A 23,723-nucleotide genomic window follows, 5' to 3' on the forward strand; every position below is an offset into this window, starting at 1 on the left:
CGATCTGGCTCACCATTTGAAAATCGCGCGTCTGTCCGTATTGAGGCGCACAGGACAACAAGATAGACATATCATATGCCCCAGTTTTTGACCCACACAGACCCTGACTTTGAGACGCGCTTTACCGCCCTTTTGTCCGCAAAGCGCGAAGACAGTGTGGATGTGGATGACGCTGTAGCGGCCATTATTGCAGATGTTCGTAAACGCGGCGACGCAGCGGTGATTGAGCTGACATCCAAGTTCGACCGGCTTGATTTGACACCCGACACCCTTGCGATCAGCGCAGATGAAGTTGACGCCGAAATCGCCAAAGTAAGCGATGCAGATCGCGCAGCGCTCGAAATGGCCGCCGAACGCATTCGTGCCTACCACCTACGCCAGTTGCCAAAAGACGAAAGCTGGACCGATGACACAGGCGCGACCCTTGGATGGCGTTGGACGCCTGTATCCGCGGCAGGCCTTTATGTGCCCGGAGGCTTGGCCTCTTACCCATCGTCGGTATTGATGAACGCGGTGCCTGCAAAAGTGGCTGGTGTGGGCCGTCTTGCGATCACCGTCCCCACGCCCGATGGCATCATCAATCCGTTAGTGTTGCTGGCCGCACGTATCTCAGGTGTTGATGAAATTTACCGTATCGGCGGCGCGCAGGCGGTTGCTGCCTTGGCGTATGGCACACAGACCATTCCCGCTGTCGATAAAATTACCGGTCCGGGGAACGCGTTTGTCGCGGCTGCAAAGCGTCGTGTGTTCGGCAAAGTAGGCATTGATATGATCGCCGGTCCATCAGAGATTTTGGTCATCGCCGATAAGCACAATAATCCTGCCTGGATCGCGACTGATCTGCTGTCACAAGCCGAACATGACGAGAGTGCGCAAAGCCTGTTGATCACCGACGACGCTGCATTTGGTCAGGCCGTAGCCGACGAAGTTGAAGCGCAACTCAAAACCCTTGAGCGGACGGCTATTGCCACGCCAAGTTGGCGCGATTACGGCGCAATTATTGTGGTCAAAGACCTTGATCAGGCTGCAGAACTCTCGGACCGTATCGCGCCTGAGCACCTTGAACTTTGTGTTGAAGACGTTGATGCACTTGCGGCCAAGATCACACACGCAGGTGCTATTTTCTTGGGCCAATGGACCCCAGAAGCGATCGGCGATTATATTGGCGGGCCAAACCACGTTCTGCCCACAGCGCGTTCTGCGCGGTTCAGTTCCGGTCTGTCCGTCATGGACTTTGTCAAACGCACGACCTTGGCGAAAATGACCCCCGCCGCCTTGCGTGCAATTGGCCCCAATGCAGTTCGCCTTGCGACTTCGGAAAGCCTAGAAGCGCATGGTCTGTCAGTGCAGGCCCGCCTTGATCACCTGAACGAGCCGCAACCTGAATGAGCCATATCGCCGCCATAGATTTGGACGACAGCAACCTCGCCCCGCCGACGCCCGAGATCGAGCAAGAGCGCAAGGTAGCAATGTTCGATCTGTTGGAGGACAACAGTTTCGCCCTGCCCACGCGCGACGACCGCGACGTGCCAGCCGGCCCCTATAACTTGCATCTATCGATCAAGGAAAAGCGGCTGGTCTTCAGCCTGACCACTGCTGATGCTAAGCCAGCAGCACAGTTCTTGTTGTCCCTCGGGCCGTTTCGTCAGGTTGTGAAAGACTATTTCCAGATTTGCGAAAGTTATTTCGAGGCAGTCAAAACTCTGCCTCCCCACCAAATTGAAACGATCGATATGGCACGGCGCGGCATTCACAACGAAGGGGCCCGCGTGCTGCAAGACAGGCTAGACGGCAAAGCCGATGTCGACAATGACACGGCCCGCCGCCTCTTTACGCTTATCTGCGTCTTGCATTTCGGACGATAGATTTGGAACAGCACCTTCCCACGTCAATCTTGTTTTGCTGTGACCACAACGCGGTCCGCTCACCGATGGCCGAAGGATTGATGAAAAAGTTCTACGGCCAAGAAACATACGTGCAATCGGCCGGCGTCAAATCCGACATGGATATAGACGGCTTTACAGTTGCCGTTTGTGAAGAAATGGGGATCGAGCTGTCACGCCACCGTGCGCGCTCGTTTGATGAAATGGAGCAATGGGGCGACGATTTGGGCAGCTTTGATGTGATTGTCGCCCTGTCGCCTGCGTCCCAACGTGCGGCCCTTGAACTAACCCGCACCCATGCACTTGAGGTTCTGTATTGGCCCATCATGGACCCGACCGGAATGGGTGACCAGCGCAACGAAAAGCTTGAACATTACCGCGCGGCCCGTGACCAGATCATCAAACACATGACTGATAATTGGGGCGCACCTGTCGTTTCAGAGTAAGATCAGTAGTTGAGTGCGCCCGAATAAAGCCGCCAACTCTTGAGCCTGCTATTGGCAACAAACCAAACCAAACGGCTACCTACGCTGAAATTGCCACAAAAAAGCTGCACCCAGGAACCATGCAACCGCGTAAGGTTCGACAAGTCGCACGTCAGTTTCATGCATAAATGATACAACCACGTGCTAATTCAGCAGATAAATCGCTGTTTCGACGCTCTTTGTGGTCACATTTCAGAAACGCCTTGAAAACAGCGCGGCGCTGCATCATATCGTGCCGTGTTCGCACAGGGCGGACGCATTACAGGAGTGAACATGGCTAAGGAAGAACTGCTCGAATTTCCAGGTGTCGTTAAGGAACTCTTGCCGAACGCGACATTCAGGGTCGAGCTGGAAAACGGCCATGAAATTATCGCTCATACGGCAGGCAAGATGCGCAAAAACCGCATCCGTGTTCTGGCTGGAGACAAAGTCCAAGTCGAGATGACACCGTATGATCTGACCAAGGGTCGGATCAACTACCGCTTTAAATAATGAAGCTGATCCTCGGATCTGGCAGTCCCCGGCGGCGTGAGTTGCTGGGGCAGTTGGGTGTGTCGATCACCGAAACCCGCTCACCAGACATTGATGAAACACCGCTAAAGGCCGAGCAACCCCGCGCCTACTGCATGCGCATGGCTGTTGAAAAGTCTAACGTCCTTGCTGCGGCTGAAGATGAAATTATCCTTTGCGCTGACACAACCGTCGCCCTTGGCCGCCGCATTCTTGGCAAGCCCGAGGACCGCGATGAGGCCGAGCGTTTTCTACGCCTTCTTTCGGGCCGTCGTCATAAAGTAATCACGGCAGTAAGCGTCAAGACAGCAACCAAGCTATGGACCCGGGATGTTGTGACGGACGTACGGATGAAACGCCTGTCTGAGCCAGAGATCACGACCTACCTCAATACAGATGACTGGCAAGGAAAAGCCGGCGGCTACGCCATTCAAGGCCCTGCTGGCGCATTCATCCCGTGGATTTCTGGCAGCTACTCTGCCGTCATGGGCTTGCCGCTTGCACAAACCGCCACGTTGCTTGAAGCAGCGGGCTACCCAATTTACGGAGCCGCCTCATGAAGGGTCGCCAGATTGCACTCGATCACCTCAACGGCATCGAAGCCGCGGCACTGCTGGTCGATGGACGTCTTGACGATATCCTGATCGCGCCTCCGGCCGGAACGCCGACTGTTGGGACCATTTACGCAGCACGCGCAGACCGCCCTGTCAAAGGCCAAGGCGGCATCTTCGTCAGCACACCAGACGGCCAAGGATTTTTGCGTGGTACCAAAGGCATTGCCCAAGGGGCCCGCATCTTGGTTCAGGTGACAGGGCACGCCGAAGACGGCAAAGCCATCCCCGTGACGGCGAAACTGCTTTTCAAAAGCCGCTACGCAATTGTAACCCCATCCACGCAGGGGCTGAACATCAGCCGCCAAATACGCGACGAAGAAGAACGCGTCCGCCTCAAAACAATCCTGCATGACGTGGCAGGCGATGCCCCCTATGGCGTGATCCTACGATCGGCCAGTTTTGGCGCGGATGACGATGACATCGCCGAAGATATTGCCGCAATGTTGACTGCGGCGGATACAGTTTTAGCATCCGAAGTAGAGGCGCCTGCTGTTTTGTCGCAAGGGGATCAGCCACATCTGTTGGCTTGGCGCGAGTGGACCGAACCTGCCGAGGTTGCCCAGCAATCTGGCAGCTTTGAAGACTGCAACGTTCTCGATCAATTGGACGGGCTAACCAACATAGACGTACGGTTTGCCCAAAGCACGATGTTCATCGAACCAACCCGTGCATTAGTCGCCGTCGACGTAAATACCGGAGCAGACACATCGCCCGCATCAGGGCTGAAAGCGAACCTTTGGGCAGCCAAAGAGCTGGCGAGGCAACTTAGATTGCGCGGCCTTGGCGGACAGATCACAATCGATTTCGCGCCAATGACCAAAGCCGACCGGCGGCAAGTTGAAGGTGCGCTGCGCCAAGCGTTCAAGAGCGATCCAATCGAAACATCTCTTGTAGGTTGGACGCCGCTTGGCCACTTTGAAATTCAACGCAAACGCGAACGCCTTCCCCTTAATGTGCTTCTCGGAGACAGCTGATGCCCTGCCCTATCTGCAAACGCGACGCGGATAAAAGTTACAAACCGTTTTGCAGCAAACGTTGCGCCGACATCGATTTGGCCAAGTGGCTTTGCGGCGATTATGCAATTGCCAGCACAGATCCAGATGACGTGGATCAGATCGTAGATGCACTTGAAATAGAAGCCGAGCGGGCCGCGAAAAATATTCACTAGCGCGAATTGCAGTGAAATACACAATTGGGCAAAAAGGCGCTGGACACCATCTAATGCCTGACCTAGAACGACGCCACCCAAGGGGTTCAACCCCATCCCGTGCCCGGGTAGCTCAGGGGTAGAGCAGTGGATTGAAAATCCTCGTGTCGGTGGTTCGATTCCGCCCCCGGGCACCATTTATCAAGCAATATCAATGGCTTAGCAGGGCGTCACACACGCTTAAGTTGTGTTTTTCAAAAACACACCAAACACACACTTTTTGCCGTGTTGCTCGCTATTTTAGGCGCTGAATCACGGTGTTGAACACAGTGTTGGCTGGAGCGCTTAACGACTAGCTAACAGTAAGCCTTCGGGAAGCCTTAGACGTCGTGTCGTAAGCCACTAACCCTCCAGATTGAACACTGAGCGAGGTAACAGACCGAATTACTACTTGGTGTGTAACCATCAGCGTTAATTTATCTTTTGGAAGCGCGTCTAATTTTTCTGCTAGCAATTCAAGGGTTTGCTTCTTGGGAGCATGTGATTGGAAGAATGAATTTAGCCCAGCAAAAGTTTGAACCTCTCCTACATCCAGAAGCTCTGCAGTTTCTCGACAGCGACACCATTGGCTTGAGTAAACAGCATCAAAGTCCAATCCATTCAGTGTTAGCATTGATCCAATTTGCTGTGCTTGCCTCCTGCCCTCATCGTTTAAATTCCGCTGTGTTGCACAGTTACCAATTTCAAAGTTGTTTGGATCGCCAAAACCTGGAGCTAGCGCGTGCCGCATGAACAATACGTTAGAGCCCTCAGGTAGCAGCCCTAGCGCTTGATTACCCGCTCTTACGTAAGGAGCAGCTAAGGTAAAAAGCCCTATACCCGCTACAAACTGTCGTCTTTTCATGACTGGTCTCCTAACTCTCTTAGCTAATCACATTTAGCTCTAAGGCAGCAGGCTTAAAATCTGTCTGCTTCTCAAACACACACTTTGATAGACTTGTTGGTGCACCCTGCCATAGTGTTGCTGTGAGGAGCAGGACATGCGGCAGCTGCGCGAAGACACACATCTGATACTAGACGGCGAGGTGCGCGTGTATCGTCGCGAGCGCAGCAAGCGCTGGCAGGCTGCCTTTGTGATCGACGGGCACACCATCCGCATCAGCACCGGCAAGCGTGATTTGGCTGAGGCCAAGGAGTATGCCTGCGAGACTTTTCTTGAATACAAGTTCCGCCACAAGAACGACCTGCCTGTAGTCACCAAGAAGTTCTCTGACGTTGCCAAGCTGGCCATCGCCGATATGCGTAAACAGCTGGATGCCGGCTTAGGACGCAAAGTGTTTGCAGACTACATCGTGTGTATTGAGCGCTACCTCATCCCCTTTTTTGGGGCACAGTATGTAACCACCATTGATTATGAGAAGGTGCAGCAGTTCTACGACTGGCGACGAGCTAAGATGGGGCGTGAGCCAAAGGCTAGTACGCTGAACACACACAACTCGGCGATGAACCGAGTGTTTGAAGAAGCTGTGGCGCGGGGCTTTATCGCACACAAGAATGTGCCACTGCTGGTAAACCGTGGTGAGAAGAGTGAACGCCGCCCTGACTTCACCCGGGAAGAATACGCCACACTGATCCGCAAGCTGCCCAGTTGGATCAATGCGGGCAAGGCAGGCAAGCCCACAGACATGCGGCACCTCATGCGGGACTATGTGTTGATCATGGCCAATACGGGCATGCGGCACGGGACAGAAGCGCTGAATCTCAAGTGGAAGCATGTGACGCTGTTTGAGGAAAAGGATCTGCAGTATCTAGAGATGAGCGTCACGGGCAAGACCGGTCGCAGGGACATCATCTGCCGCAGTGGTACGATTAACTACCTCAAACGCATACACGAGCGGTCAGAGGACATACGGCACATCCCCTTTGAAGATCTACTCAAGCAGCGAGTAGATTTGCCAGTGTTCAGATTGCCCGATGGTACTGTGTCAAAGAACATCCACCAGACCTTCCGCAAGTTCCTCACAGACACAGGGCTGATCACATGCCCACGCACAGGGCAGAACAGAACCCTGTATAGCCTGCGCCACACCTATGCGACCTTTGCCCTACTCAACGATGGGATGGATATACATGCGCTTGCCGTACAGATGGGCACATCAATCGGTATGATTGAGCGGCACTACAGTCACCTCACGCCAAGGCTCAAGAAGGACATGCTCACGGGGAAAAGGTATGAGTTGAGCAGCGATGAGTTTGAGAACCAGAAAAACATCAGCGAGTGATAGAGGGCTACACCTTGGACGAAATGCGGACCTTCGCTGCACAGAGCATCAAGGTCAGCTATGCGGACAAAGCACCATTTCGCTGCGGTTGCGCTAATGGCTGCTTTCGATCCTTTACGGCACTGGCAGATAGCACGGCGTTACAAAAGAATGCCATCCGGCATAGTTGAGGATCACTCCGTGGCGCTAGCGCGATCCTCAACAGTGTTAGGGACAAATTAGAGGCGGCCCATTCCAATAAATAACTGCCGATCCTGGTCCTTTATTGCGCGACGGCCATGCATGACGCGCGTGTTATCGATCACTGCGACATCACCGTCCTGCCAATTGATCTCGACTGTGCAGGTCTCGGCAATGTCTCTAATCTCTTCAATTTCCTCATATGTCACAACGGTACTGTCATCTAATGTATAAACCGGCGGCTCGTAATTATGCGACGGCCCCAGAATTGCGTTTGCAAAAGCATGCCCGTTTGACAAAGACGATGGACGCACGGGTGAAACTTTGATGCGATATTCTAGAGACCCGTCCTCATTCAGCGTAAAATCTTGGTCTGGAATGGATGCTTTGAATTGTAGGATATGTTCCTGCGTGACCTCTTCGGGTTCGCTTATGGCCGGGTGTTCGTTTGCTAGGTAGCGCTTCCACAGAACCTCAGGCAGTGTTCTTGTGACCATCATACGCTGAGACCAACGCGCCTTTTGCGCATCCGAGAAGGCCTCAAAAACGCGGCGGCCATCGCAGATCGTGGTTTGAGATCCTTCAAATGCTGCTTTGGTGCTGTAGAATGCAACGATGTCGGGGCAAACAGGGGTATTTCCGTTCTCGATATGAAGGCCAATTGGCCCAAGGCCTGCATCCACTTTTTGAGTGCTTTTATTCGTATTCTCACGTGCAGGATCAAAGGTGATGGTCTTGCAAAGCTGTGATGTGATGGCGCTGAACGATGTCATGTCCATATCAAAGCCACGGAGCAGGGCCCAGCCGTCTGATTTCAGGTGGTCCTTGATTTTGGAAAGTATAGCCGGGGTAACGGAAGCCTCACCAACTTCCGAAGCGCGGATTACATTGTAGCTCATATCATGTGTCCTGTAGATTTTAGATGTTTTGCATCAAGATTGGTTTGACGGACGAAGAGCCGCCAAGGTTTTTGGGTCACGCGCCTGTGCGCCCACCGATTTGTCGACCAGCGATGGAAACAGACGCTGCACCTTGACGAAAAACCGCTCTTTGCCTCTGGGGAAGCTCTCGCGTTGGCCTTTAAGGATCGCATCCCAAGCTTGCGCAGCTACTACTTCAGCAGAGTCGAGCGTCATATCCAAGGGCTCAACCAGTACGCTGAATGCGCTTTCTGCTGCTGTGCGCGCTGCGCGCGGTGCGATGTAAGTTACGCCAATACCAGCCCCCGACAGTTCGCGGCGCATGGCATCCGAAAACCCGCGAAGACCAAATTTTGTCGCGGAGTAGCCTGCGAAAAATGGATAGGCTATGTCGCCGAAAACCGACCCGATGTTGACGATACGGCCCTTTGATTTACGCAGTGCAGGCAGCAGATCGCGGGTCAACGCTATGGGTGCGACAAGATTAGTGGTCGTCATCCTCTCTAAGTCAGCATCAGCCATGTCTGCGAGGTGTCCAACGCTCAGGACACCGGCATTGTTAATGAGAATGTCCAGCGTTCCAGCAACCGAGTCAGCGATCAAAGCCCGCCCCTCGACAGTTGTTACATCCGCGATGATACAACGGGCATTTGGAGTGTCACATTTGGAACTCGTTTCTTCCAACGTCGCGGAGGTGCGGCCAACAAGGATCAAATCAAAGCCATTTTGCGCGGCCTCAATCGCCAATGATCTGCCAATGCCAGTTCCTGCGCCGGTGATTAGGACTTTCTTGGTGGGGCTCATGATGCGATGCTTTCTGGTTTGGCGTTCAATGGTTGCGTCAAGCGTGTGTTGATCAAGGATGCCGCAACAGAACGGTTGGGTGTTCCAACGGGGAACAACAGACCAACCTCGGTCGGATCAGCCATGATCAACGCGGTTGGCTGCGCATAGATCGGCAGGTCTGATAGGTAAGCTTCGATCTCGCTGGGCGACACCGGTGCCACTGCCACGACTATCAAAACCAATGCGCCGTCAGATTTGCGAAGACCTAAGGCAGAACTGACAACGCGCGGATCAACGTTGACGCGCTGTTCTACCCATTCAGGAGAGATGTTGCGCCCTGCGCCTGTAACCAGAAGTGCGTCTTTCCGGCCATCAATAACCAACCTGTCATCGTCAAAATGGCCCAGATCGCCGGTGTGCCAGACCTCCGGTGCAGGATCGCCGTTCAAATACCCCTGCATGACTGTAGGGCCTGAGACGACTATCTCACCATTCTCAAGAGATACATTCAGCCCATCCAATACCGGCCCAACTGTGCCGGGGTGATTGTCTCCAGGCCGGTTCATTGCAACGACGGCACAGCATTCGGACAAGCCGTATCCTTCATGCACAGGAATCCCTGCATCTTGCGCCGTATTGATTAAGGAGGGTGAACTGGACGCGCCCCCAACGGCTACAAAGCGAAGGCTGTCTGGCGCGTTTTTGTTTCCAAGTGCGTTTACCCAACGTCCCAAGATGGCCGGTGCCAGAAGGCTTGTCGTGGGCCGTGTTGTCTCGAATGCATCCAGAAGAGGTTCAATCGGCGCGCCGAACAATGACTTCGTGGCTTCAAACCGGAAAACCGTTTTAGCACCAGCCACAACTGGCAAGAATATCCCGCAAATCTGCTCCAGAAGCTGTGCGAGGGGGAGAATGGACAGATGCGTGTCCGTCGCGTCCGCAGCAATGACGCGGCTTAAGGCACTGATAGAAGCTTTCAATTGACGATCCCCCAGCACCACGCCTTTGGGATTACCGGAAGATCCAGAGGTATAGATAATCCGCTCGGCACCGCCAGCGTAAGAACGCAAAACGCAAGCTTCACTTGATATGGCCACTGGGCTGATGGGTTTTAGGTGCGGTAAGTCTGCAAACATCTCTGGATTGCTGGTGATAACCGTGCCGACTTTTGAATCCATCAAGACATGCACATTTTGGGCTGTGCTGAAAAAGAATGGTAATGGCACTTGCCGCTTCCCGCTGAGTGTCAGCGCCAAATCAGTGACGACATAGTCGATACCACCCGCAAGGCCGATGCCGATGGTGCCATCCACCGCGTCTAACGCGCAGGCGAGGCTCTCGACACGCATGGCCAGTTCGCGCCAGCTTATCTGGCCTGTGTCATCCTCGAATGCGATGTCATCTGGGCGGGTTTGCGAATGGCGATTTAGCGCGTCAAAGACCTGTTTCATTAGGAGGCCTCCGAAGCAATTTGCGTGGCGCGCGCGCGGGGGGACAAGACAACGGATTGAGACAAAGCCTCGCTGAAAGCGCATACTTTCGGGTCAGTGTCGTAATAGGAACCCCAAGCCTTTGGATTTGAAACCTGAGATATGTCCGCTGGCGCCAATTCTACATAGTTCAGCGGGGTTCTTTTCAGTAGACGACGTAGGGGTTTGGTTGCGGTAAATACCCCACAGGTCATCCCGTTTTCTCGGCCCCATTCGATCAATTTGTCCAGCATGGGCAAAACTGGAAAAGGGGTCGTGGAGGCTAGAGAAACAACTTCCATTATTTCTTGTGCTGGGACATCAATATGCGCTGCGTGTTGTAGAGCGGTTGAAAAGTCGGACTTCAAGTAAGTATTTGAAAAAAATCCGTCTTTTTTAGTTCGGATGCCTGCCGCACAGAGGATTTCTCCGTCTACACGCTTGGCAACAACCAGCAATGGTGCGAACTCAGTTACTTCTGCGCCGTATACATGGCTATAGACCCCCTTGATGTGTTCTTGGGCCTCTTTGCTTCCGGGGCAATCCCCACTTAAAAACTCGATCTTCATATCCAACCTCAACGTGCCTTCTCATGACGTGTTGAGGTTGTTTTTGCCGATCAGGCTTACAAGAGACTTACATCAATCAAAAAAATCAAAAGGTCTTAAAGATTTTGGTCAAACATAAAGGAAAAAATGCTCCCACCTCCGTCACGGTCTTGGATAGAGATGGTCGCGTTGTGTGATTGTGCGACTGACTTTGCGATAGCCAGACCGATGCCCGATCCCTTAGTGCCTAGGTTTGCTTGATTGCCGCGATTGAACCGCTCGAACAATTCCATCTTGAGTGCGTCTGGCACACCTGGCCCACGGTCAAGAACCCGCCATCCGGCCGGGTTCGTGTGCAGCTCGATTTCGACTTCGTTGCTCTCTGTTGTATATTGCAAAGCGTTGCGTACGACATTGGCCAGAGCAATTCCCAACAGGCCTGCATTACCGTGAACAAGTACGGTCTCGTCCCCGATCACGGATAGGCGACGACCGGACCGGAGGGCCGCTGGTGCCAAACCAGAAGCAACCTCAACAACCACACTTCGTAAGTCCACAGCCTCAAAACCCGATTGCAAAGCGGCATCGGCCCGCGACAAGTCAATAAGTTGGCCAAAAATACGGTCCAGTTGTTTTGCATCTTGCGAGAGGATTTTCTTCAATGCAGGGTCATTGATCCGGTCGATACTGGATCTAAGCACCGCGATTGGTGTGCGAATTTCATGCGCTACGTTTGACGCAAAATCCCGCTGTGCTTTGTACCCTTGCTCCAGACGATCAAAGGCCATGTTCACATCTTTAATCAACGGGGCAATCTCGGCGGGTACACGGTCAGTCGCTAACCGCTGATTTGCTGCTGTTGGTCCGATTAGATGCGCTTGATCTGATAGTATTTTCAAAGGCAACAATGCACGACGGGTCGCAAACAGTGCGAAAGTTAGCACCACTACAACACCTAAAACCACCCACCAGATTCCCTCTTCGATCTCGTGCAAAAGTTTGCCGAACTGTGTTTCGTTATTTGCCTTCGGAGATGTGGATACCAAGACAAAAACATCCTGATCCGCGATCCGGGATTTCAATCCGATACCAAGCCTGTCACCAAGAAGCGCAATCGCTTGTGGATTACCCAGTTTAATCTGCGATAGTTGCTGCCAGACGGCATCAGACCCCTCACCACCGGCTACCATGCTGCCAGTTTCGTCATAGACCGTGTATCGATACGTTCCTTCGACACCCTGAAAACGTAGCGAACCAGCATCAAGGCCATGTTGCGGAGCAGCTGGGTCAACCTGGCCAACGATCTCCAGCGCTTCATCCAACATCGCGTCTTCGAGGCTTTCTTTCAGATGTTCGTAAAACTCACTGATCAGGACGGCTCCCGCGAGGAGGATGCATAGGCTTAACGCAGTGATGATGTTGAGTAGCAGGCTTCTCTTCAATGATCTTCGCTGTCCAAAAAGAAAATTCACAACCATCATGCAGAATTTTCCTGAAGTACGTATCCGATCCCACGCAGGTTGTGGATTTCGATACTGGCTCCGTTGTCGATCAACTTTTTTCTCAGACGATGAGTCAACACCTCGATGGCATTTGGTGTTGCTGCCTCATCAAACCCATAGAGCGCGTTTTCAATCGCATCTTTCGATACAACTCGCTCGGCACGGCGCAGAAACAGCTCCAGTAGGGCGAGTTCGCGCTTCGAGAAGCTTGTCAGTACTTCGTTGATAACAACCGATCGTTCGGCTGTCTCATACCTCACATTCCCCAATGTTAACGTCATCCCGAGCGCGCCGCCTGGTCGCCTCAGAACAGCATTTATGCGGGCGACCAGTTCTGAGATCGCAAATGGTTTGACAACATAATCGTCAGAGCCTGTATTCAGACCTTTGATCCTATCATCCAGCGCATCACGCGCAGTGCATATGATAATCGGTGTTTGTGGCTTGGACATTTTGATCATTGGCAAAACGTCTAAACCATCTTGATCTGGCAATCCAAGATCAAGAATAACCCCATCATATTCAAAGCTTTTCACAGAATGCAAAGCATCCGCCGCAGTATGGACAACGTCCACTACAAATCCGGCGTCACGCAAACTGGCGCTCGTATTGAGCGCCAGCTTTTCGTTGTCTTCAATATAAAGTATCCGCATTCGGCGCGTCGTCCTATTTTCGGATATACATCACAGTTGAGCCATCATCGGCCTTGAACATGACCTGTGCAAGGTTGCCCTCGCCGTCATACCAAACGTCGCGGGCCAGCCCACCTGAAAGCCGGTAATGATGCGCAGAAACATTGCCACCTTTTGTTTTTACCGTCTCCGACCCTAGATCTGCCGCGCGTACGCTCATGATCTTCCCGTCAATGGTATTCATCAACTTGCCACTACGCACGATATCGTCGTTCCAAAGGCTGGCCGGCAATGCGCCTTTATTCGCGGTTTTCAATTGGTGCGGTTCGCCATCATCATTTGTTGATGAGCTGAGTTGCTGCAACTTGCCGCCTTTCCAGCTCTCCACACTTTTATGTTTGAAGCTGTAGGCGGTTGTTCTGATCAAAGGTACCTTGACCGCGATATCAGTGGCTACTTTAACCGTGAATGAACCAGGATTCCCTGCAAAACTGTAGCTGTGATCGCCAATATCCTTGCCCTTTCGGACGACATCAAAACTTAGCTCACCGTTCGAAGGCAATGAGAGGGCGTTTACAGGGGCCGCAAGAGCGACTGCAAAACCAAGGGCAATTCCAAAAAGACGCATATCAATCTCCATCATGCTTTTAGATTAACCCGCTCATGGTCAGTGAGGCTTACATAAAACTTACAATCATGAAATATTGCGTTGGCAGTATCACCGAAGCAGCCGTTCGTAGATGGCGCAGCATCGGTTAAAGTGGGCTCAAAGAAGCCCTTCGCGGCAGCATGCTCGAAGGTCCACTTGGGGCTGAGAGCCCCTACAACAATTCCACCGCTTCACTCAGCTGTTCAGAATTCACGTCTATGTACCTCTGCGTGGTGGATATATGCGAATGCCCCGCCAGTTCTGCCAATAGGCGCACCCCTACCCCTTTGTTGGCCAACCTCGTGATGTAAGTACGTCTTCCCGAATGGCTTGAGGCATCCTTAAGCCCCACTGCTTTGTAGATATCCAAGAACAGCTGGCACATGGTGTTGGCTGAGAAGTGCCCACCCTTTTGACTAGCGAACAATGCGTGATGCGGCTTGGCTGTGCGGATTGATGCGCTGTACTCGACTAGTGCTTTGCGTAAGCGCTGGTTCATGTACACCGTGCGTGTGTGCCCACCTTTGCTTTGTTCCGCTGTAAGTATGAACTGCTCACGTACGTTACCTGCCTCATCAAACACATTGCCCACAGTGAGCGCTGCAATCTCCTTGGCCCTCAGCCCTGCGTAGAAGCTCGTCAGTATAATAGTCTCATCCCGTGTTGGATGACGCCGGCTGCGACAGTACTGTATAACCCTGCGCAGCTGCGCCTCGTTCAATGTCTGTGCTTGGCGCATGGCGCTATCTCCTCAAAACCTAATCATTTGTTAGCTTTGAGCATAAAGTCTGAGATTTTGGTCTTCCTACCGGAAAGACGACTTTCTTGAAGTCTATGTTTTACAATGACTTACGCAATAATCTCATGCTATGTGTGTTCTATGAGGTTTTGGGCTGTGTGATTGCGCTCAGTACAAGCCTTGCTGCTATGCTCCGCTGCCTACAACACATCCCTCCCAAAACATGGAGACAGCGGAGCTTTGCAGCGCCATAGGCACTGCGAAGCCAAGAACCTGGCATTTAAATCACCTCATGCCAAGTTATAATCCAATCAGCGAAGCAATAGCTGCTCAGGCTCAATTTGAAACTTTCGGCAATTTCAACTACGCATCGTGTATGACCCTCGACCCAAAGCATAACGACTTAGTGCGGCGCAGCTCTACGATGATCCGCTCAATATTGTACGAAAGCACTGCCACTACTGATTTTCCAAGTCCTGAAGACAAAGACATCATCGATACAGCATTAGCTCATAATGACGAGATGGACGTCTCTGGCTACTTGGTCAGGACAAGATTGAAGTATTATCAGGTGCTCGAAGGAGAGCACGACGTTCTTGAGGACCTATTGGGTATGATCCAACGAGATCGTCGCCACACAAACGTCAAAATACTATCGGACAAGACCACTGATAAACGACTGTTTGCCAAGTGGGGCATGGGTTACCATCTTGTAACTGAGCAAGAGCGTGATGTCTTTTTAGGTTGGGCAAAACAAGACGAAGAGTTTGTCGAATGCATGATTGATTACATGCGTAAAACAGCTGCACAGAGCTAACGGACAAAATGAGTGAACTGCATTTGCTCAATTACTAAGATCAGAGCTCTGCCAACCCTATCGTGTTTTATGTTTCTATCTGTTCAAGCTCAGCTTCGCCGAGCTGACTTTCGTTGTTTGTTCAATCGCTCACGCTCAATCACAAACACCTTCAGTCTTTTGCTTCACGATTCATTAGCTCAAACACATTTTATGATTTTGATCATATATGAATGGGATCTCATCCAGATTGTGTAGTCATACCAAGGCTGTCCGCAGCCTTGGTATGACGAAGACCTCATCCGAGTTGCTTTCGTCTGTCATGAGCGCAACCTTGTTTCAGGAAGCTGGGGTTTCTCGATCAGCTTTACACGCCACCTTTTCAGCAACGCACCCAATGCATCCAAAGCCATGACAAACCGTGGACACGGGCGTGGGGTTCTCTTGCGAGCCTTGTACTCCCACTCCTGCCATCTCTCTTTGCTGACGCTGGATGACACAGCGACGGTTGAACATGCAGCTCGGCTACTGCGCGGCATCCCTAACATCCTCCGCCACAGCGTGACCTGTGTTCGGATCTTCTTGGGGCATCTTACGATGCATAGAGCCTGTCGCCGATCTTAAAGACAGCACAACCATTTTAGTCTTCACGTGTATTTATCAACGACAGCAAAAAACCGTTTAAAACTGACTATTCTGCAGCCATTGGAACAGGCGCTCTCTTCGTGGTTTTACGCGCAGCGCTTTTGGCCTCAGCTTCTTTGATGATCTTTACAAATCTTGGGTGCACAAAGTCAGGTTCAAGTCCTGCCAGCATACACACTTCGCTAAACTCACGGGTTGGATAGCTCCCAACCCACCTTGCTGCAGTGGCAAAGTCTTTATGTCCTTCATGACTGCGGTTTGCGTCACGAATGTCCCGAAGAACTTGGAACAATACTGCCTGCCAGAGCAATTGGTGTGAGGAGGAATCGGACATTGTGATAGATTAGCCGAAATGCACAAAGTGTAACTCTGATAGTTAACAAATTGATTAATATTCTTCTGCTAGCATGATGGTGAGCACACTGGTGGTCACAGCAGGATCGCTGGGATCCGGCGACTGCATTTGCAGGTCTACGTCGTAGATATCGATCTTCCAGAAGATGGTTATGTCGCCGTGACGGAATGATCCAAAGTCATGCTCGCCATATGGATCGTTATCGGGCGTGAAGGCATCAAAGCGGCGTACTTGGTCCAGCACTGATGGTACGTCATCTAATGTCTGCACGCCTCGGGTGATCACAACACGACAGTCTGTGAATGAGCGCCGTGCGTGATCATTAAGTGCTGCTATTTTGGCTGTGGTTGCATCATGCATTTGCTGCAGCTTTGGCAGCCCCTGGCTTTAAGCGGGGCTGCCGCTCAGCTACTTTGGTGATGGCTGTGTCTAACTCCCCTGCAGCTGCTGCATTCAGGAAAGCATCTAGAACACCAGCGACATCTTCTAGTGTTTTGACCAGTACCGCGTTGTTGGTGCCATCGGCTGCAATCACACGTGCTCCGTATCTGCACTGCACGTACCAGCCACCGTCTTGTTCAAAAAACCATGGGCGCACTCGGCGGTGGGTTTTGACCATCACACGCTCTCCCATGTCATTGGTCATCCATTTGTGCCGCTCAACCCGGTGATCTTCATTCTTCAGCGCTGCCGCATGCACCAGCTTTTGCTCTTTGAGCCCTGCGACGAGTTTGTCACGTCGCGCTATGATGGGATCGCGTTTTGCACTGCGATCTACTGTCTTGAATGTAAGCTTTGCCAGATGTGTCATATCCGCTCCTTGCTGTGTGGTTACAGCTAAAGCGTATGTTCAAAGGAAACATTGGACGACCAGAAAGACAGTCAAGTGACTGTTTTTGCTTAATTAAGCTTAGATCCGCCTGAGTGAGTGATCGCTTCTTTGCGCCGCTTGCGCATCGTACAATCCTCAGGCCCGCACTTCATTGGCGGCAGCTCGTTGTAGCCGTTCAGCACATAGAGCTGCACTCGTTCTTCAAGTTGATCCCAAATCGGAAAGAACGCGTTACGCTCACCATCACTCATCTCAGATGTCGCCAAGCTCACAGTATCCGCCAGCATATGCTCTACTCGACCAAAGACATCGACGTTGAACTGCGCCGCGCCAAGCGTAAAGCCATTCAACATGATTTACGCTGTGCTCAGCATCTTATCGAAGGCGTTGGCAAAGGTCAGTTCCCTGTACGCACAAGCGGCTAACTTGGCTTGTAAGGTTGATAACCTTTAACGCTAGCTTATCGACCACCGACACAACCTAAAGAATATTAACCTTACCTCCTGATTTTGGAAGTTTCGCGCTTAGTTACAACGCCTTGTAGCCAGTGCTTAATCTAACCTCCCCAAAAACTTCACTGGTTTAAACCAGCAAACTAGTTTGCGGTGTTTGACAGCAAAATTTCCTCAAAACACAAAAAGGAGAGCTGTGTTTCACTTGTTTTGAACGGGTAAATCCTGAGCACTTCATCAATAAGTATGGCCGTGGGCCGGCTCATTTAAACTAAATAACAATGAACATCAGTTAACGAGGAGATGTCATGAGTATCAAACTTCTTGAACATATTAGAGATGAGCTAATCAGCTCAGGGGCTGCCGCCAATACACCTGAGTTTTGCCAAGCCTGGCTGGGCCGCAGTGAGGGATACATCCGCGTATTGCGCTACAACCGCATTGAGCCAAGTGTGGAGACACTGACCGTCTGCGCACACAAACTAGGGCACTACGCAGACAGTTTACGCGCCAGTGACGCCCAGTCCCACCAACAATGGGTAAGGCGCTTTGATCGTCTTAAAGCCCTCTGCGATCAGGCCATAGCGCGCCAAGCAGAGGCGGTATGGCGTGAGCCTGCAAGGATGGGCGCATGACATACATATATACGTTTTTGCATGTGATGTTGCAGCGTTCTTCGAAACGGGTTCTGCACCCGCAAAAATCTGCGCTGCGGTTTTTTAGCGGGAAGTACTTACAGAAGCTGGGTGGTGATTTTGCATCACCCCATTTTGTACAGTTGGGTGTTGCGCATGGATGACCGTGATGAACTGCGCAGACTAATCGATGTCATAGAGAAAGGCTCTGGCACGGGCAGTCTTGAGCAAGCAATTGATGACATTAAGACCTTTGCCAATACCGCAAGCTTTCTGGCCAACAAGCTGGACACACGGCTAAAAGGTGGCGACGTCAAAGCCAAAAAGCAGCCAAAGTCCCGTATGGGAAAGGCTATCGCAGCTGTGCCAAAGCTAGGTGCGTCTAAGCCCCCTGCTCAAGCCCCACAGCAGTCCACGTCAGGTATGCCTCAGGCTACCAGTACGGCAACGTCACAAGCCGATTATGACAGACTTAAGTCACAAGGCACACAGGGAACTGTGGGTGGTTTGTAGTGCAGTGGTACCTAGTGCGCTGTGTAAGCAGCTGTAAGGCGGTGAGTTTGCTGGGATCGCTACGTGTGAGTGTTTACGCGGGTTGATGTGTTACGTGCGCTTTTGGGCAGAATATATGCGGATGTTGGAATTTGTAGGGCTGTCTAGGTTTTGGTTGTGCAAAAACGCGAGAGGCATAGCTCAAATAATTGATACATAAGAGTGGTTCTTAGCCAGTTTAGACACTTTTTTCTTTATTCGCGAACAAGTTGGCACCTGAGAAGTCGAAGGGGTGATCTAACTTCACACAGGCCACAGGCGCCATGGGCCTGCTTGATAGCGACAAATGCCCCCTTAAACTCGAAGATGGGAGTAAAGCGACGAGCGAAATTGAAAGAGAAGTACAGCCGAAGCACAAGCGACAAGCCTCGTTACTCCACAGGCTGACACCGAAATACCTGCGACTGTACCGAAGGTGCTGACCCATATTTTACAATCGCTGCGTGCATAAGCACGCCATCCTCAAATCGAAACAAGTCGCTTCGGTCTTTGTTCTTAGCAGTTGCGCGGAACCCTCCGCCCCCAAGACGACGCATGTCGTAATCATTATGATAAAAGACGCCATCGCCAGACAAATTGCTCTCGGTCCAAGTAAACGTCAGAGAACGCCCTTCATAAACAGGCCGCATCGCACCTTCAGCTGAAAGTGAGACCCTGTCGAGTTCTTCACAAATAAAAGTTCCCAGAGCTTCAGCGGCGCTGGTGGTTGCAAGCAGGATAGCGATAATTTTCAGCATAACGCAAAGATAGCTTGGAACATATCTGGTTCAAGTTTCCGTTGATTAGTCGTTTTGTGCGAAAGTCTCCATCTGGCCCGCTCGATACCCGGACGCGGACCAAATTGTTGGCTACATTTAAAAAGTAGCCCATTGAACAATAATGCAATGACTGCTGACCTTATCACGCGAGTGTGAGAAGGCGCGAGAGGCATAGTTAAGAAGATGAAAGGCAGCTCACAATAACTCATCCTCAGCGGCAAAATCTAAAAACTCATCCATAAAAATAGCAGCGAAATCACTCCTCGATGCTGCATTAGACTTTTGCAAAACTTTATGTATCTGCATTTTAACAGTGCCAATTTTCGTGTTTCTCAAACTTGCAATGTCCGCAGTGGCGAAACCGCGCAACATAAGAAGTCCTACAGAAGCTTCGGCAGGCGTTAAGCCCCAAAGCGCAAATTTTGCGTTCAATAACTGATCGAAATCTTGTTTTAAGTTATATAAGCTTTGTTCTGCTTTGACTGTTTTCTGCCTAAGCAGCCGAACGTATTTGCCAGAAACAACTAAGCCACCGGCAAGAGCTGATACGGCAAATACTTCGAACCCAAGATGTATTAATCCTTCTGAGCTGTAACTTGTGTCCGTCCGTAAATGCTCGCGAACATCCATAAGCACGTCACTTACAAAGAAAAGCAACGCGACCAACTTCATGCCAAACACCGTAATTACAGCCTTTTGATTCATAATCAGAGGTCCCCCTAAGGCAAGTATGAACGAGCATAATTCATTATATATCAAACGATATACGCGCCCCTTTAATCGCAGTCTATACCGCTCGTGCAATATACAGACACCCTCGTCTCAAGCTAGTTACGGTTAAGAAATCGCAACTAGGAGACACGTAATGCTTCGCCGAAAATTCATCCAAACGCTACTCATAGCCTCTTCAACCCTTTCTATAAGCTCTCTCGCTACAGTCGCTAGAGCGAGTGGTGGCCCTTCAGCACCTTCAGGCCCCTCAGCACCATCGGCGCCTTCGGCCCCGTCACGCTCTTCGGGTCCAAGCCGTAGCTCAACCTCCGGCCCAAGCCGCAGCTCAACTTCAGGCCCAAGCCGCAGCTCAACTTCAGGCCCAAGCCGTAGCTCAACATCAGGTCCAAGCCGTAGCTCAACCTCCGGCCCAAGCCGCAGCTCAACTTCAGGCCCAAGCCGCAGCTCAACTTCAGGCCCAAGCCGTAGCTCAACATCAGGTCCAAGCCGTAGCTCAACCTCCAGCGCAAGCCGCTATTGTTCAGCTGGCGGAATCAACTGTACGGACGTTAGCACAGATGGCCTGACTACAGTGGATGCTTCAGATCTAGATGACGTGTTGGGAAGCTTTAACTAATGCCACTGAAAAATGTTGTCACAGCGCTAGTGCTATCTTGCCTGCTAACTGCTTGCGATACAGTTCGGTATGACTACAGCAACGCAGCTGCGATGTTTGCCGCACTTGATGCGAGCCCGGATCAAACGGAGGGCATCATTGACGCAACTTCTAAGTTTTTAATTGTATCAACAGAGGCTAACAATCAGCTTCTTTGCCGCCGCGTAAAAATCAGTGGACCACGCGGGCAATCACAACGCCGCTTTTGTAAAGTAAAGGGTGGCGATTGGCGGTGACCCAAGACAGGCACCTTTTAAAAAACTGGCAACTCACAGCCAATGGGTGGCGCATCTCGATGCGCTGTCCAACTTATTTTGCAGCCTTACTTGCAGACACTTTAGCAGGTTGGTCAATAACGAATGACGAGGCAAACGCTAAACCTGACGTTTCAATAAGTTTCAACGACGGTGAGTACACAATTGGCGGCAAATGTTACGACATTCACTTTAGACAGACAGATCTCATCAGTGCCCTGAATGATACGTTCATCTGCATGGCTTATCACACTTTAACACTGGTAGAAGGCGCAAGCCTCCTTCACTGCGCAGCGTATAGCATCAACGATGAGTGTAATATCGTAGTAGGTGCGAAAAACACAGGAAAGTCTACTTTCATTTATGAGAAGGCGAGACAAGGTCATCGGATTGCAGCAGATGACCTTTTATTATGGCTGCCCAAAAGAGGCTTGTTCAAAACTCTCGGCCTGCCAATTCGAATGCGCCGCCCAGTGTTAAAAGTTGATGGCGAATTAGCTGACAATGACAAGTTTTACCCTGGCGAAAACATAGCTTACTCAAAGTTAAGATCATTTGATGTTGTCGATGCAAACACCACTTTCCATCTAGATCGACTATGGCAATTAAATGATGAACGCACGTTGCGGAAGGTACCTTTATTGCGCGCCTTCAAAGTTCTCCGGCAGTACACAATTAGCATACCGAATATAGCTCTTACGTAAAAAATTAAGGAAATTGCATTGCCTAGAATTCTCAAATCTTTACGAAAAATACACTCGTACTTAGGCCTACTCATATTGCCTTGGATTATAGCGTTTGGGTTTACTGGATTTTATTTAAACCATTCAGAGCTGGTACTGTCAGCCTTACCACTCAATACTTACGAGGATAACGATCAAGCCTACATGGATTTGGAAGAACCGCTTACTTTAGAGCAATCGGCGAACATAGCGCGCGGCTATTGGCCTGAAAGTAAGATGCTATCGGTAGAGCGTATCTCTTATCACGAGCAGAGCGCAATCGAATTCAAACGAGAAAACGGTAGTATCATAGTGGTGCCAAAAACTGGCGTGTATTACGTCAAATCTGCGATTTCCAATAAGATGTTTACTCCTGATGGCCTGCTCCAACATAGAAAAATATATTGGAACTATATCTTCGGCATCTTCCACAGAACCGGCTGGCTAGACTGGCGGATAGGGACAATATTAGCAGACATTACTGCAATTGCGCTCATTACGTTTGGTATATCAGGACTGCTCATCTGGTACCTTCCTCGACACAAACGGGTAATGCGACGGTTCTCTGAGCAATGATGGCACGTGAGTTGAGCATTTGCGCTACCGCCCAACTGCGCCAGAGGCCATCATCCCGATGGACCAAAGGCCGATCATGCACTAACTTTTAATATGGACCATTCAGGTGGGGCTGCTCAAGGGAGGCTCATGATTTAAACATAGCTAATACGAACGTGGCGTCTCACAGAGCGCCAGTTGGACAGCATTACCCAAGCAAATAGCGATCCCTTATTTGATCAAGACAAAAACTATACGTGTTCTTCAATATATGGTTTCCTCAACAAACCAACGGCACTTTTGCCAACGCTGATCCTCTTAATCCACCTCACAATTAAGTGCTAAACATAATGGGGGCTTTCATGTCAGATCATAGTTATGACACCGGGCGACTAAATTTACCTTTTGTCGGCATCTCAACATTTGGCAAGAAACCCTACGTACAAGATTGGGACGCAATTGACGCAGATGTTGCCATTTTAGGCGCTCCCTATGATTTTGGATGCCAGTTTAGATCAGGGGCTAGGTTTGGGCCGCGCAGTGTTCGCGAAGCTTCGACACTATTTAGTTTTGGCCATGCAGGCGCTTACGATCATGAAGATGATGCGACCTATTTAGCTGAAGACGTTAGGATTATAGACATTGGCGATGCGGATATAATTCACACAAAGACTAAAGAAAGTCATGAAAACATTGAGCTAGGCGTTCAAAAAATCTTAGATGCAGGTGCTCTGCCAGTGACGATTGGCGGCGATCATTCAATCAACATACCATGCATAAACGCCTTCGCGAAAAACTGCCAAGAGCATGGACCAATCCATATTATTCAAATTGATGCGCATTTAGACTTTGTAGATGAGCGTCATGGGGTGAAAAATGGGCACGGGAACCCAATGCGCCGTGCAATCGAAAAAGACTACGTCTGCGGAATGACGCAGCTCGGCATCCGGAACGTTTCTTCAACTGCAAAAGACGGATACACTGACGCTCGAGCACGTGGCTCAGATATTTTATCAGTCCGACAAGTGCGCAAACTTGGAACTGCAGCAGTACTAGAGCGAATTCCCAAAGGAAGTCGCTATTACGTAACAATCGATATCGATGCATTCTGCCCCTCAATCGCTCCAGGCACTGGAACTCCAAGCCATGGTGGGTTTTTGTACTATGACGTTTTGGAAATCCTTCAAGGCTTAGCAAAACAAGGGAATGTTGTAGGCATAGATCTGGTCGAGGTTGCGCCAGCCTATGACCCCAGTGAAAGTACTCAAATTTTGGCGGCTCAAATTTTACTCAACTTTATTGGCTTTATCTTTCATGAGAAGGCCAAGTAGGCTTGCATGACACTCCGACGCGGTCGCACGTTAAGAGTAACACGGCGACCATTTTCAATCGCATAAATTATTTCGTTTACTGTGCAGCTAGTGAGGCGAGGAG

29 protein-coding genes and 1 tRNA gene are annotated in these 23,723 nt (G+C 50.8%); 15 read left to right on the forward strand and 15 right to left on the reverse strand.

Translation table 11 applies throughout. The features are described from left to right. The first annotated feature begins 75 nt into the window (after nucleotides 1-75). From hisD to OLX08_RS04515, 8 genes are all read left to right on the forward strand, one after another. Complete coding sequence (gene hisD / locus OLX08_RS04480; protein WP_391482725.1) at nucleotides 76-1,389, forward strand: histidinol dehydrogenase; 1,314 nt, start codon at nucleotides 76-78, stop codon at nucleotides 1,387-1,389. Then, a complete protein-coding gene (locus OLX08_RS04485) occupies nucleotides 1,386-1,865 on the forward strand; it encodes a UPF0262 family protein (RefSeq protein ID WP_391482726.1) in 480 nt (159 codons plus the stop codon). Before hisD ends, OLX08_RS04485 begins: the two co-directional genes overlap by 4 nt. Before the next feature lie 2 nt (nucleotides 1,866-1,867). Further along, on the forward strand, nucleotides 1,868-2,329 hold the full coding sequence (locus OLX08_RS04490) for a low molecular weight phosphatase family protein (RefSeq protein ID WP_391482728.1): 462 nt from the start codon (nucleotides 1,868-1,870) through the stop codon (nucleotides 2,327-2,329). A 312-nt stretch (nucleotides 2,330-2,641) separates the two neighbouring features. Then, on the forward strand, nucleotides 2,642-2,860 hold the full coding sequence (gene infA, locus OLX08_RS04495; protein WP_007205486.1) for a translation initiation factor IF-1: 219 nt from the start codon (nucleotides 2,642-2,644) through the stop codon (nucleotides 2,858-2,860). Further along, nucleotides 2,860-3,438 (forward strand): Maf family protein, encoded by a 579-nt coding sequence (locus OLX08_RS04500; protein WP_391482732.1) that lies wholly within the window; start codon nucleotides 2,860-2,862, stop codon nucleotides 3,436-3,438. Before infA ends, OLX08_RS04500 begins: the two co-directional genes overlap by 1 nt. Beyond that, nucleotides 3,435-4,466, forward strand: a complete 1,032-nt coding sequence (locus OLX08_RS04505) for a ribonuclease E/G (protein ID WP_391482733.1) — start codon at nucleotides 3,435-3,437, stop codon at nucleotides 4,464-4,466. The genes OLX08_RS04500 and OLX08_RS04505 overlap by 4 nt, the downstream gene beginning before the upstream one ends. Then, nucleotides 4,466-4,660 carry a DNA gyrase inhibitor YacG gene (locus OLX08_RS04510; protein WP_391482735.1) on the forward strand — a complete coding sequence of 65 codons (195 nt, stop codon included), beginning with the start codon at nucleotides 4,466-4,468 and terminating at the stop codon, nucleotides 4,658-4,660. The genes OLX08_RS04505 and OLX08_RS04510 overlap by 1 nt, the downstream gene beginning before the upstream one ends. Before the next feature lie 101 nt (nucleotides 4,661-4,761). Beyond that, a tRNA-Phe gene (locus tag OLX08_RS04515) sits at nucleotides 4,762-4,836 on the forward strand. A gap of 155 nt (nucleotides 4,837-4,991) precedes the next feature. Here OLX08_RS04515 and OLX08_RS04520 read toward each other — a convergent pair. Then, a complete protein-coding gene (locus OLX08_RS04520) occupies nucleotides 4,992-5,543 on the reverse strand; it encodes a histidine phosphatase family protein (RefSeq protein WP_391482737.1) in 552 nt (183 codons plus the stop codon). A gap of 136 nt (nucleotides 5,544-5,679) precedes the next feature. On the opposite strand from OLX08_RS04520, the gene OLX08_RS04525 reads away from it, so the two are divergent. Next, nucleotides 5,680-6,921 carry a tyrosine-type recombinase/integrase gene (locus tag OLX08_RS04525; RefSeq protein WP_391482739.1) on the forward strand — a complete coding sequence of 414 codons (1,242 nt, stop codon included), beginning with the start codon at nucleotides 5,680-5,682 and terminating at the stop codon, nucleotides 6,919-6,921. A gap of 218 nt (nucleotides 6,922-7,139) precedes the next feature. On the opposite strand, the gene OLX08_RS04530 is transcribed toward OLX08_RS04525, so the two are convergent. The 8 genes from OLX08_RS04530 to OLX08_RS04565 all read right to left on the reverse strand — a co-directional run bounded on the left by OLX08_RS04530 (nucleotide 7,140) and on the right by OLX08_RS04565 (nucleotide 14,346). Continuing rightward, nucleotides 7,140-8,000: a TauD/TfdA family dioxygenase gene (locus tag OLX08_RS04530; protein WP_391482740.1), complete on the reverse strand. Its 861-nt coding sequence runs from the start codon at nucleotides 7,998-8,000 to the stop codon at nucleotides 7,140-7,142. A gap of 33 nt (nucleotides 8,001-8,033) precedes the next feature. Further along, nucleotides 8,034-8,825 (reverse strand): SDR family NAD(P)-dependent oxidoreductase, encoded by a 792-nt coding sequence (locus OLX08_RS04535; protein ID WP_391482742.1) that lies wholly within the window; start codon nucleotides 8,823-8,825, stop codon nucleotides 8,034-8,036. Then, nucleotides 8,822-10,258, reverse strand: coding sequence for an AMP-binding protein (locus OLX08_RS04540; protein WP_391482744.1), 1,437 nt, complete (start codon nucleotides 10,256-10,258; stop codon nucleotides 8,822-8,824). The genes OLX08_RS04535 and OLX08_RS04540 overlap by 4 nt, the downstream gene beginning before the upstream one ends. Then, complete coding sequence (locus OLX08_RS04545) at nucleotides 10,258-10,845, reverse strand: thermostable hemolysin (RefSeq protein WP_391482745.1); 588 nt, start codon at nucleotides 10,843-10,845, stop codon at nucleotides 10,258-10,260. Before OLX08_RS04545 ends, OLX08_RS04540 begins: the two co-directional genes overlap by 1 nt. Before the next feature lie 95 nt (nucleotides 10,846-10,940). Beyond that, the gene (locus tag OLX08_RS04550; RefSeq protein WP_391482747.1) at nucleotides 10,941-12,266 is read right to left on the reverse strand and encodes a sensor histidine kinase; all 1,326 of its coding nucleotides are present in this window, start codon (nucleotides 12,264-12,266) and stop codon (nucleotides 10,941-10,943) included. 35 nt (nucleotides 12,267-12,301) lie between these two features. Next, the gene (locus OLX08_RS04555; protein WP_391482748.1) at nucleotides 12,302-12,979 is read right to left on the reverse strand and encodes a response regulator transcription factor; all 678 of its coding nucleotides are present in this window, start codon (nucleotides 12,977-12,979) and stop codon (nucleotides 12,302-12,304) included. 13 nt (nucleotides 12,980-12,992) lie between these two features. Continuing rightward, nucleotides 12,993-13,601, reverse strand: coding sequence for a DUF6134 family protein (locus OLX08_RS04560; protein ID WP_391482750.1), 609 nt, complete (start codon nucleotides 13,599-13,601; stop codon nucleotides 12,993-12,995). A 178-nt stretch (nucleotides 13,602-13,779) separates the two neighbouring features. After that, nucleotides 13,780-14,346 carry a tyrosine-type recombinase/integrase gene (locus tag OLX08_RS04565; RefSeq protein ID WP_391482752.1) on the reverse strand — a complete coding sequence of 189 codons (567 nt, stop codon included), beginning with the start codon at nucleotides 14,344-14,346 and terminating at the stop codon, nucleotides 13,780-13,782. Between the two features lie 376 nt (nucleotides 14,347-14,722). Between OLX08_RS04565 and OLX08_RS04570 the strand changes: the two genes are divergently transcribed. Next, entirely contained in the window at nucleotides 14,723-15,163 is a 441-nt protein-coding gene (locus tag OLX08_RS04570) for a BLUF domain-containing protein (protein ID WP_391482753.1), read from the forward strand. Nucleotides 15,164-15,833: 670 nt separating this feature from the next. On the opposite strand, the gene OLX08_RS04575 is transcribed toward OLX08_RS04570, so the two are convergent. The 4 genes from OLX08_RS04575 to OLX08_RS04590 all read right to left on the reverse strand — a co-directional run bounded on the left by OLX08_RS04575 (nucleotide 15,834) and on the right by OLX08_RS04590 (nucleotide 17,327). Then, nucleotides 15,834-16,121 carry a hypothetical protein gene (locus OLX08_RS04575; RefSeq protein WP_391482755.1) on the reverse strand — a complete coding sequence of 96 codons (288 nt, stop codon included), beginning with the start codon at nucleotides 16,119-16,121 and terminating at the stop codon, nucleotides 15,834-15,836. A gap of 54 nt (nucleotides 16,122-16,175) precedes the next feature. Next, complete coding sequence (locus tag OLX08_RS04580; RefSeq protein ID WP_391482757.1) at nucleotides 16,176-16,502, reverse strand: DUF3768 domain-containing protein; 327 nt, start codon at nucleotides 16,500-16,502, stop codon at nucleotides 16,176-16,178. Beyond that, the gene (locus tag OLX08_RS04585; RefSeq protein ID WP_391482759.1) at nucleotides 16,495-16,953 is read right to left on the reverse strand and encodes a hypothetical protein; all 459 of its coding nucleotides are present in this window, start codon (nucleotides 16,951-16,953) and stop codon (nucleotides 16,495-16,497) included. The genes OLX08_RS04580 and OLX08_RS04585 overlap by 8 nt, the downstream gene beginning before the upstream one ends. 89 nt (nucleotides 16,954-17,042) lie before the next feature. Beyond that, nucleotides 17,043-17,327, reverse strand: a complete 285-nt coding sequence (locus tag OLX08_RS04590) for a hypothetical protein (protein WP_391482760.1) — start codon at nucleotides 17,325-17,327, stop codon at nucleotides 17,043-17,045. A 407-nt stretch (nucleotides 17,328-17,734) separates the two neighbouring features. On the opposite strand from OLX08_RS04590, the gene OLX08_RS04595 reads away from it, so the two are divergent. Beyond that, nucleotides 17,735-18,061: a DUF6626 family protein gene (locus OLX08_RS04595; RefSeq protein WP_391482762.1), complete on the forward strand. Its 327-nt coding sequence runs from the start codon at nucleotides 17,735-17,737 to the stop codon at nucleotides 18,059-18,061. Between the two features lie 156 nt (nucleotides 18,062-18,217). Continuing rightward, complete coding sequence (locus OLX08_RS04600; protein WP_391482763.1) at nucleotides 18,218-18,574, forward strand: hypothetical protein; 357 nt, start codon at nucleotides 18,218-18,220, stop codon at nucleotides 18,572-18,574. Between the two features lie 410 nt (nucleotides 18,575-18,984). On the opposite strand, the gene OLX08_RS04605 is transcribed toward OLX08_RS04600, so the two are convergent. Continuing rightward, entirely contained in the window at nucleotides 18,985-19,350 is a 366-nt protein-coding gene (locus OLX08_RS04605; RefSeq protein WP_391482765.1) for a hypothetical protein, read from the reverse strand. Between the two features lie 216 nt (nucleotides 19,351-19,566). Then, complete coding sequence (locus OLX08_RS04610) at nucleotides 19,567-20,076, reverse strand: helix-turn-helix transcriptional regulator (protein WP_391482766.1); 510 nt, start codon at nucleotides 20,074-20,076, stop codon at nucleotides 19,567-19,569. Between the two features lie 908 nt (nucleotides 20,077-20,984). Here OLX08_RS04610 and OLX08_RS04615 point away from each other — a divergent pair. The 3 genes from OLX08_RS04615 (at nucleotide 20,985) to speB (ending at nucleotide 23,620) form a co-directional block, all read left to right on the forward strand. Then, nucleotides 20,985-21,716 (forward strand): hypothetical protein, encoded by a 732-nt coding sequence (locus OLX08_RS04615; protein ID WP_391482768.1) that lies wholly within the window; start codon nucleotides 20,985-20,987, stop codon nucleotides 21,714-21,716. 18 nt (nucleotides 21,717-21,734) lie between these two features. Next, nucleotides 21,735-22,310, forward strand: a complete 576-nt coding sequence (locus tag OLX08_RS04620; RefSeq protein WP_391482769.1) for a PepSY domain-containing protein — start codon at nucleotides 21,735-21,737, stop codon at nucleotides 22,308-22,310. Between the two features lie 341 nt (nucleotides 22,311-22,651). Beyond that, nucleotides 22,652-23,620 (forward strand): agmatinase, encoded by a 969-nt coding sequence (speB, locus tag OLX08_RS04625; RefSeq protein WP_391482771.1) that lies wholly within the window; start codon nucleotides 22,652-22,654, stop codon nucleotides 23,618-23,620. The last annotated feature ends 103 nt before the right edge of the window (nucleotides 23,621-23,723 follow it).

It is taken from the genome of Nereida ignava, assembly GCF_047114695.1.
Classification (GTDB): domain Bacteria; phylum Pseudomonadota; class Alphaproteobacteria; order Rhodobacterales; family Rhodobacteraceae; genus Nereida; species Nereida ignava.

What these genes read in the sequence shown, in the direction of transcription:
- OLX08_RS04595 (WP_391482762.1), top strand. Translation starts at nt 17,735, where the DNA reads ATGAGTATCAAACTTCTTGAACATATTAGAGATGAGCTAATCAGCTCA.
- OLX08_RS04530 (WP_391482740.1), bottom strand. Translation starts at nt 8,000, where the DNA reads ATGAGCTACAATGTAATCCGCGCTTCGGAAGTTGGTGAGGCTTCCGTT.
- OLX08_RS04555 (WP_391482748.1), bottom strand. Translation starts at nt 12,979, where the DNA reads ATGCGGATACTTTATATTGAAGACAACGAAAAGCTGGCGCTCAATACG.
- OLX08_RS04510 (WP_391482735.1), top strand. Translation starts at nt 4,466, where the DNA reads ATGCCCTGCCCTATCTGCAAACGCGACGCGGATAAAAGTTACAAACCG.
- hisD (WP_391482725.1), top strand. Translation starts at nt 76, where the DNA reads ATGCCCCAGTTTTTGACCCACACAGACCCTGACTTTGAGACGCGCTTT.
- OLX08_RS04565 (WP_391482752.1), bottom strand. Translation starts at nt 14,346, where the DNA reads ATGCGCCAAGCACAGACATTGAACGAGGCGCAGCTGCGCAGGGTTATA.
- OLX08_RS04535 (WP_391482742.1), bottom strand. Translation starts at nt 8,825, where the DNA reads ATGAGCCCCACCAAGAAAGTCCTAATCACCGGCGCAGGAACTGGCATT.
- OLX08_RS04505 (WP_391482733.1), top strand. Translation starts at nt 3,435, where the DNA reads ATGAAGGGTCGCCAGATTGCACTCGATCACCTCAACGGCATCGAAGCC.
- infA (WP_007205486.1), top strand. Translation starts at nt 2,642, where the DNA reads ATGGCTAAGGAAGAACTGCTCGAATTTCCAGGTGTCGTTAAGGAACTC.
- OLX08_RS04500 (WP_391482732.1), top strand. Translation starts at nt 2,860, where the DNA reads ATGAAGCTGATCCTCGGATCTGGCAGTCCCCGGCGGCGTGAGTTGCTG.
- speB (WP_391482771.1), top strand. Translation starts at nt 22,652, where the DNA reads ATGTCAGATCATAGTTATGACACCGGGCGACTAAATTTACCTTTTGTC.
- OLX08_RS04540 (WP_391482744.1), bottom strand. Translation starts at nt 10,258, where the DNA reads ATGAAACAGGTCTTTGACGCGCTAAATCGCCATTCGCAAACCCGCCCA.
- OLX08_RS04590 (WP_391482760.1), bottom strand. Translation starts at nt 17,327, where the DNA reads ATGTTGAATGGCTTTACGCTTGGCGCGGCGCAGTTCAACGTCGATGTC.
- OLX08_RS04605 (WP_391482765.1), bottom strand. Translation starts at nt 19,350, where the DNA reads ATGCTGAAAATTATCGCTATCCTGCTTGCAACCACCAGCGCCGCTGAA.
- OLX08_RS04520 (WP_391482737.1), bottom strand. Translation starts at nt 5,543, where the DNA reads ATGAAAAGACGACAGTTTGTAGCGGGTATAGGGCTTTTTACCTTAGCT.
- OLX08_RS04610 (WP_391482766.1), bottom strand. Translation starts at nt 20,076, where the DNA reads ATGAATCAAAAGGCTGTAATTACGGTGTTTGGCATGAAGTTGGTCGCG.
- OLX08_RS04585 (WP_391482759.1), bottom strand. Translation starts at nt 16,953, where the DNA reads ATGACACATCTGGCAAAGCTTACATTCAAGACAGTAGATCGCAGTGCA.
- OLX08_RS04570 (WP_391482753.1), top strand. Translation starts at nt 14,723, where the DNA reads ATGACCCTCGACCCAAAGCATAACGACTTAGTGCGGCGCAGCTCTACG.
- OLX08_RS04525 (WP_391482739.1), top strand. Translation starts at nt 5,680, where the DNA reads ATGCGGCAGCTGCGCGAAGACACACATCTGATACTAGACGGCGAGGTG.
- OLX08_RS04600 (WP_391482763.1), top strand. Translation starts at nt 18,218, where the DNA reads ATGGATGACCGTGATGAACTGCGCAGACTAATCGATGTCATAGAGAAA.
- OLX08_RS04575 (WP_391482755.1), bottom strand. Translation starts at nt 16,121, where the DNA reads ATGTCCGATTCCTCCTCACACCAATTGCTCTGGCAGGCAGTATTGTTC.
- OLX08_RS04545 (WP_391482745.1), bottom strand. Translation starts at nt 10,845, where the DNA reads ATGAAGATCGAGTTTTTAAGTGGGGATTGCCCCGGAAGCAAAGAGGCC.
- OLX08_RS04580 (WP_391482757.1), bottom strand. Translation starts at nt 16,502, where the DNA reads ATGCATGATGCAACCACAGCCAAAATAGCAGCACTTAATGATCACGCA.
- OLX08_RS04485 (WP_391482726.1), top strand. Translation starts at nt 1,386, where the DNA reads ATGAGCCATATCGCCGCCATAGATTTGGACGACAGCAACCTCGCCCCG.
- OLX08_RS04560 (WP_391482750.1), bottom strand. Translation starts at nt 13,601, where the DNA reads ATGATGGAGATTGATATGCGTCTTTTTGGAATTGCCCTTGGTTTTGCA.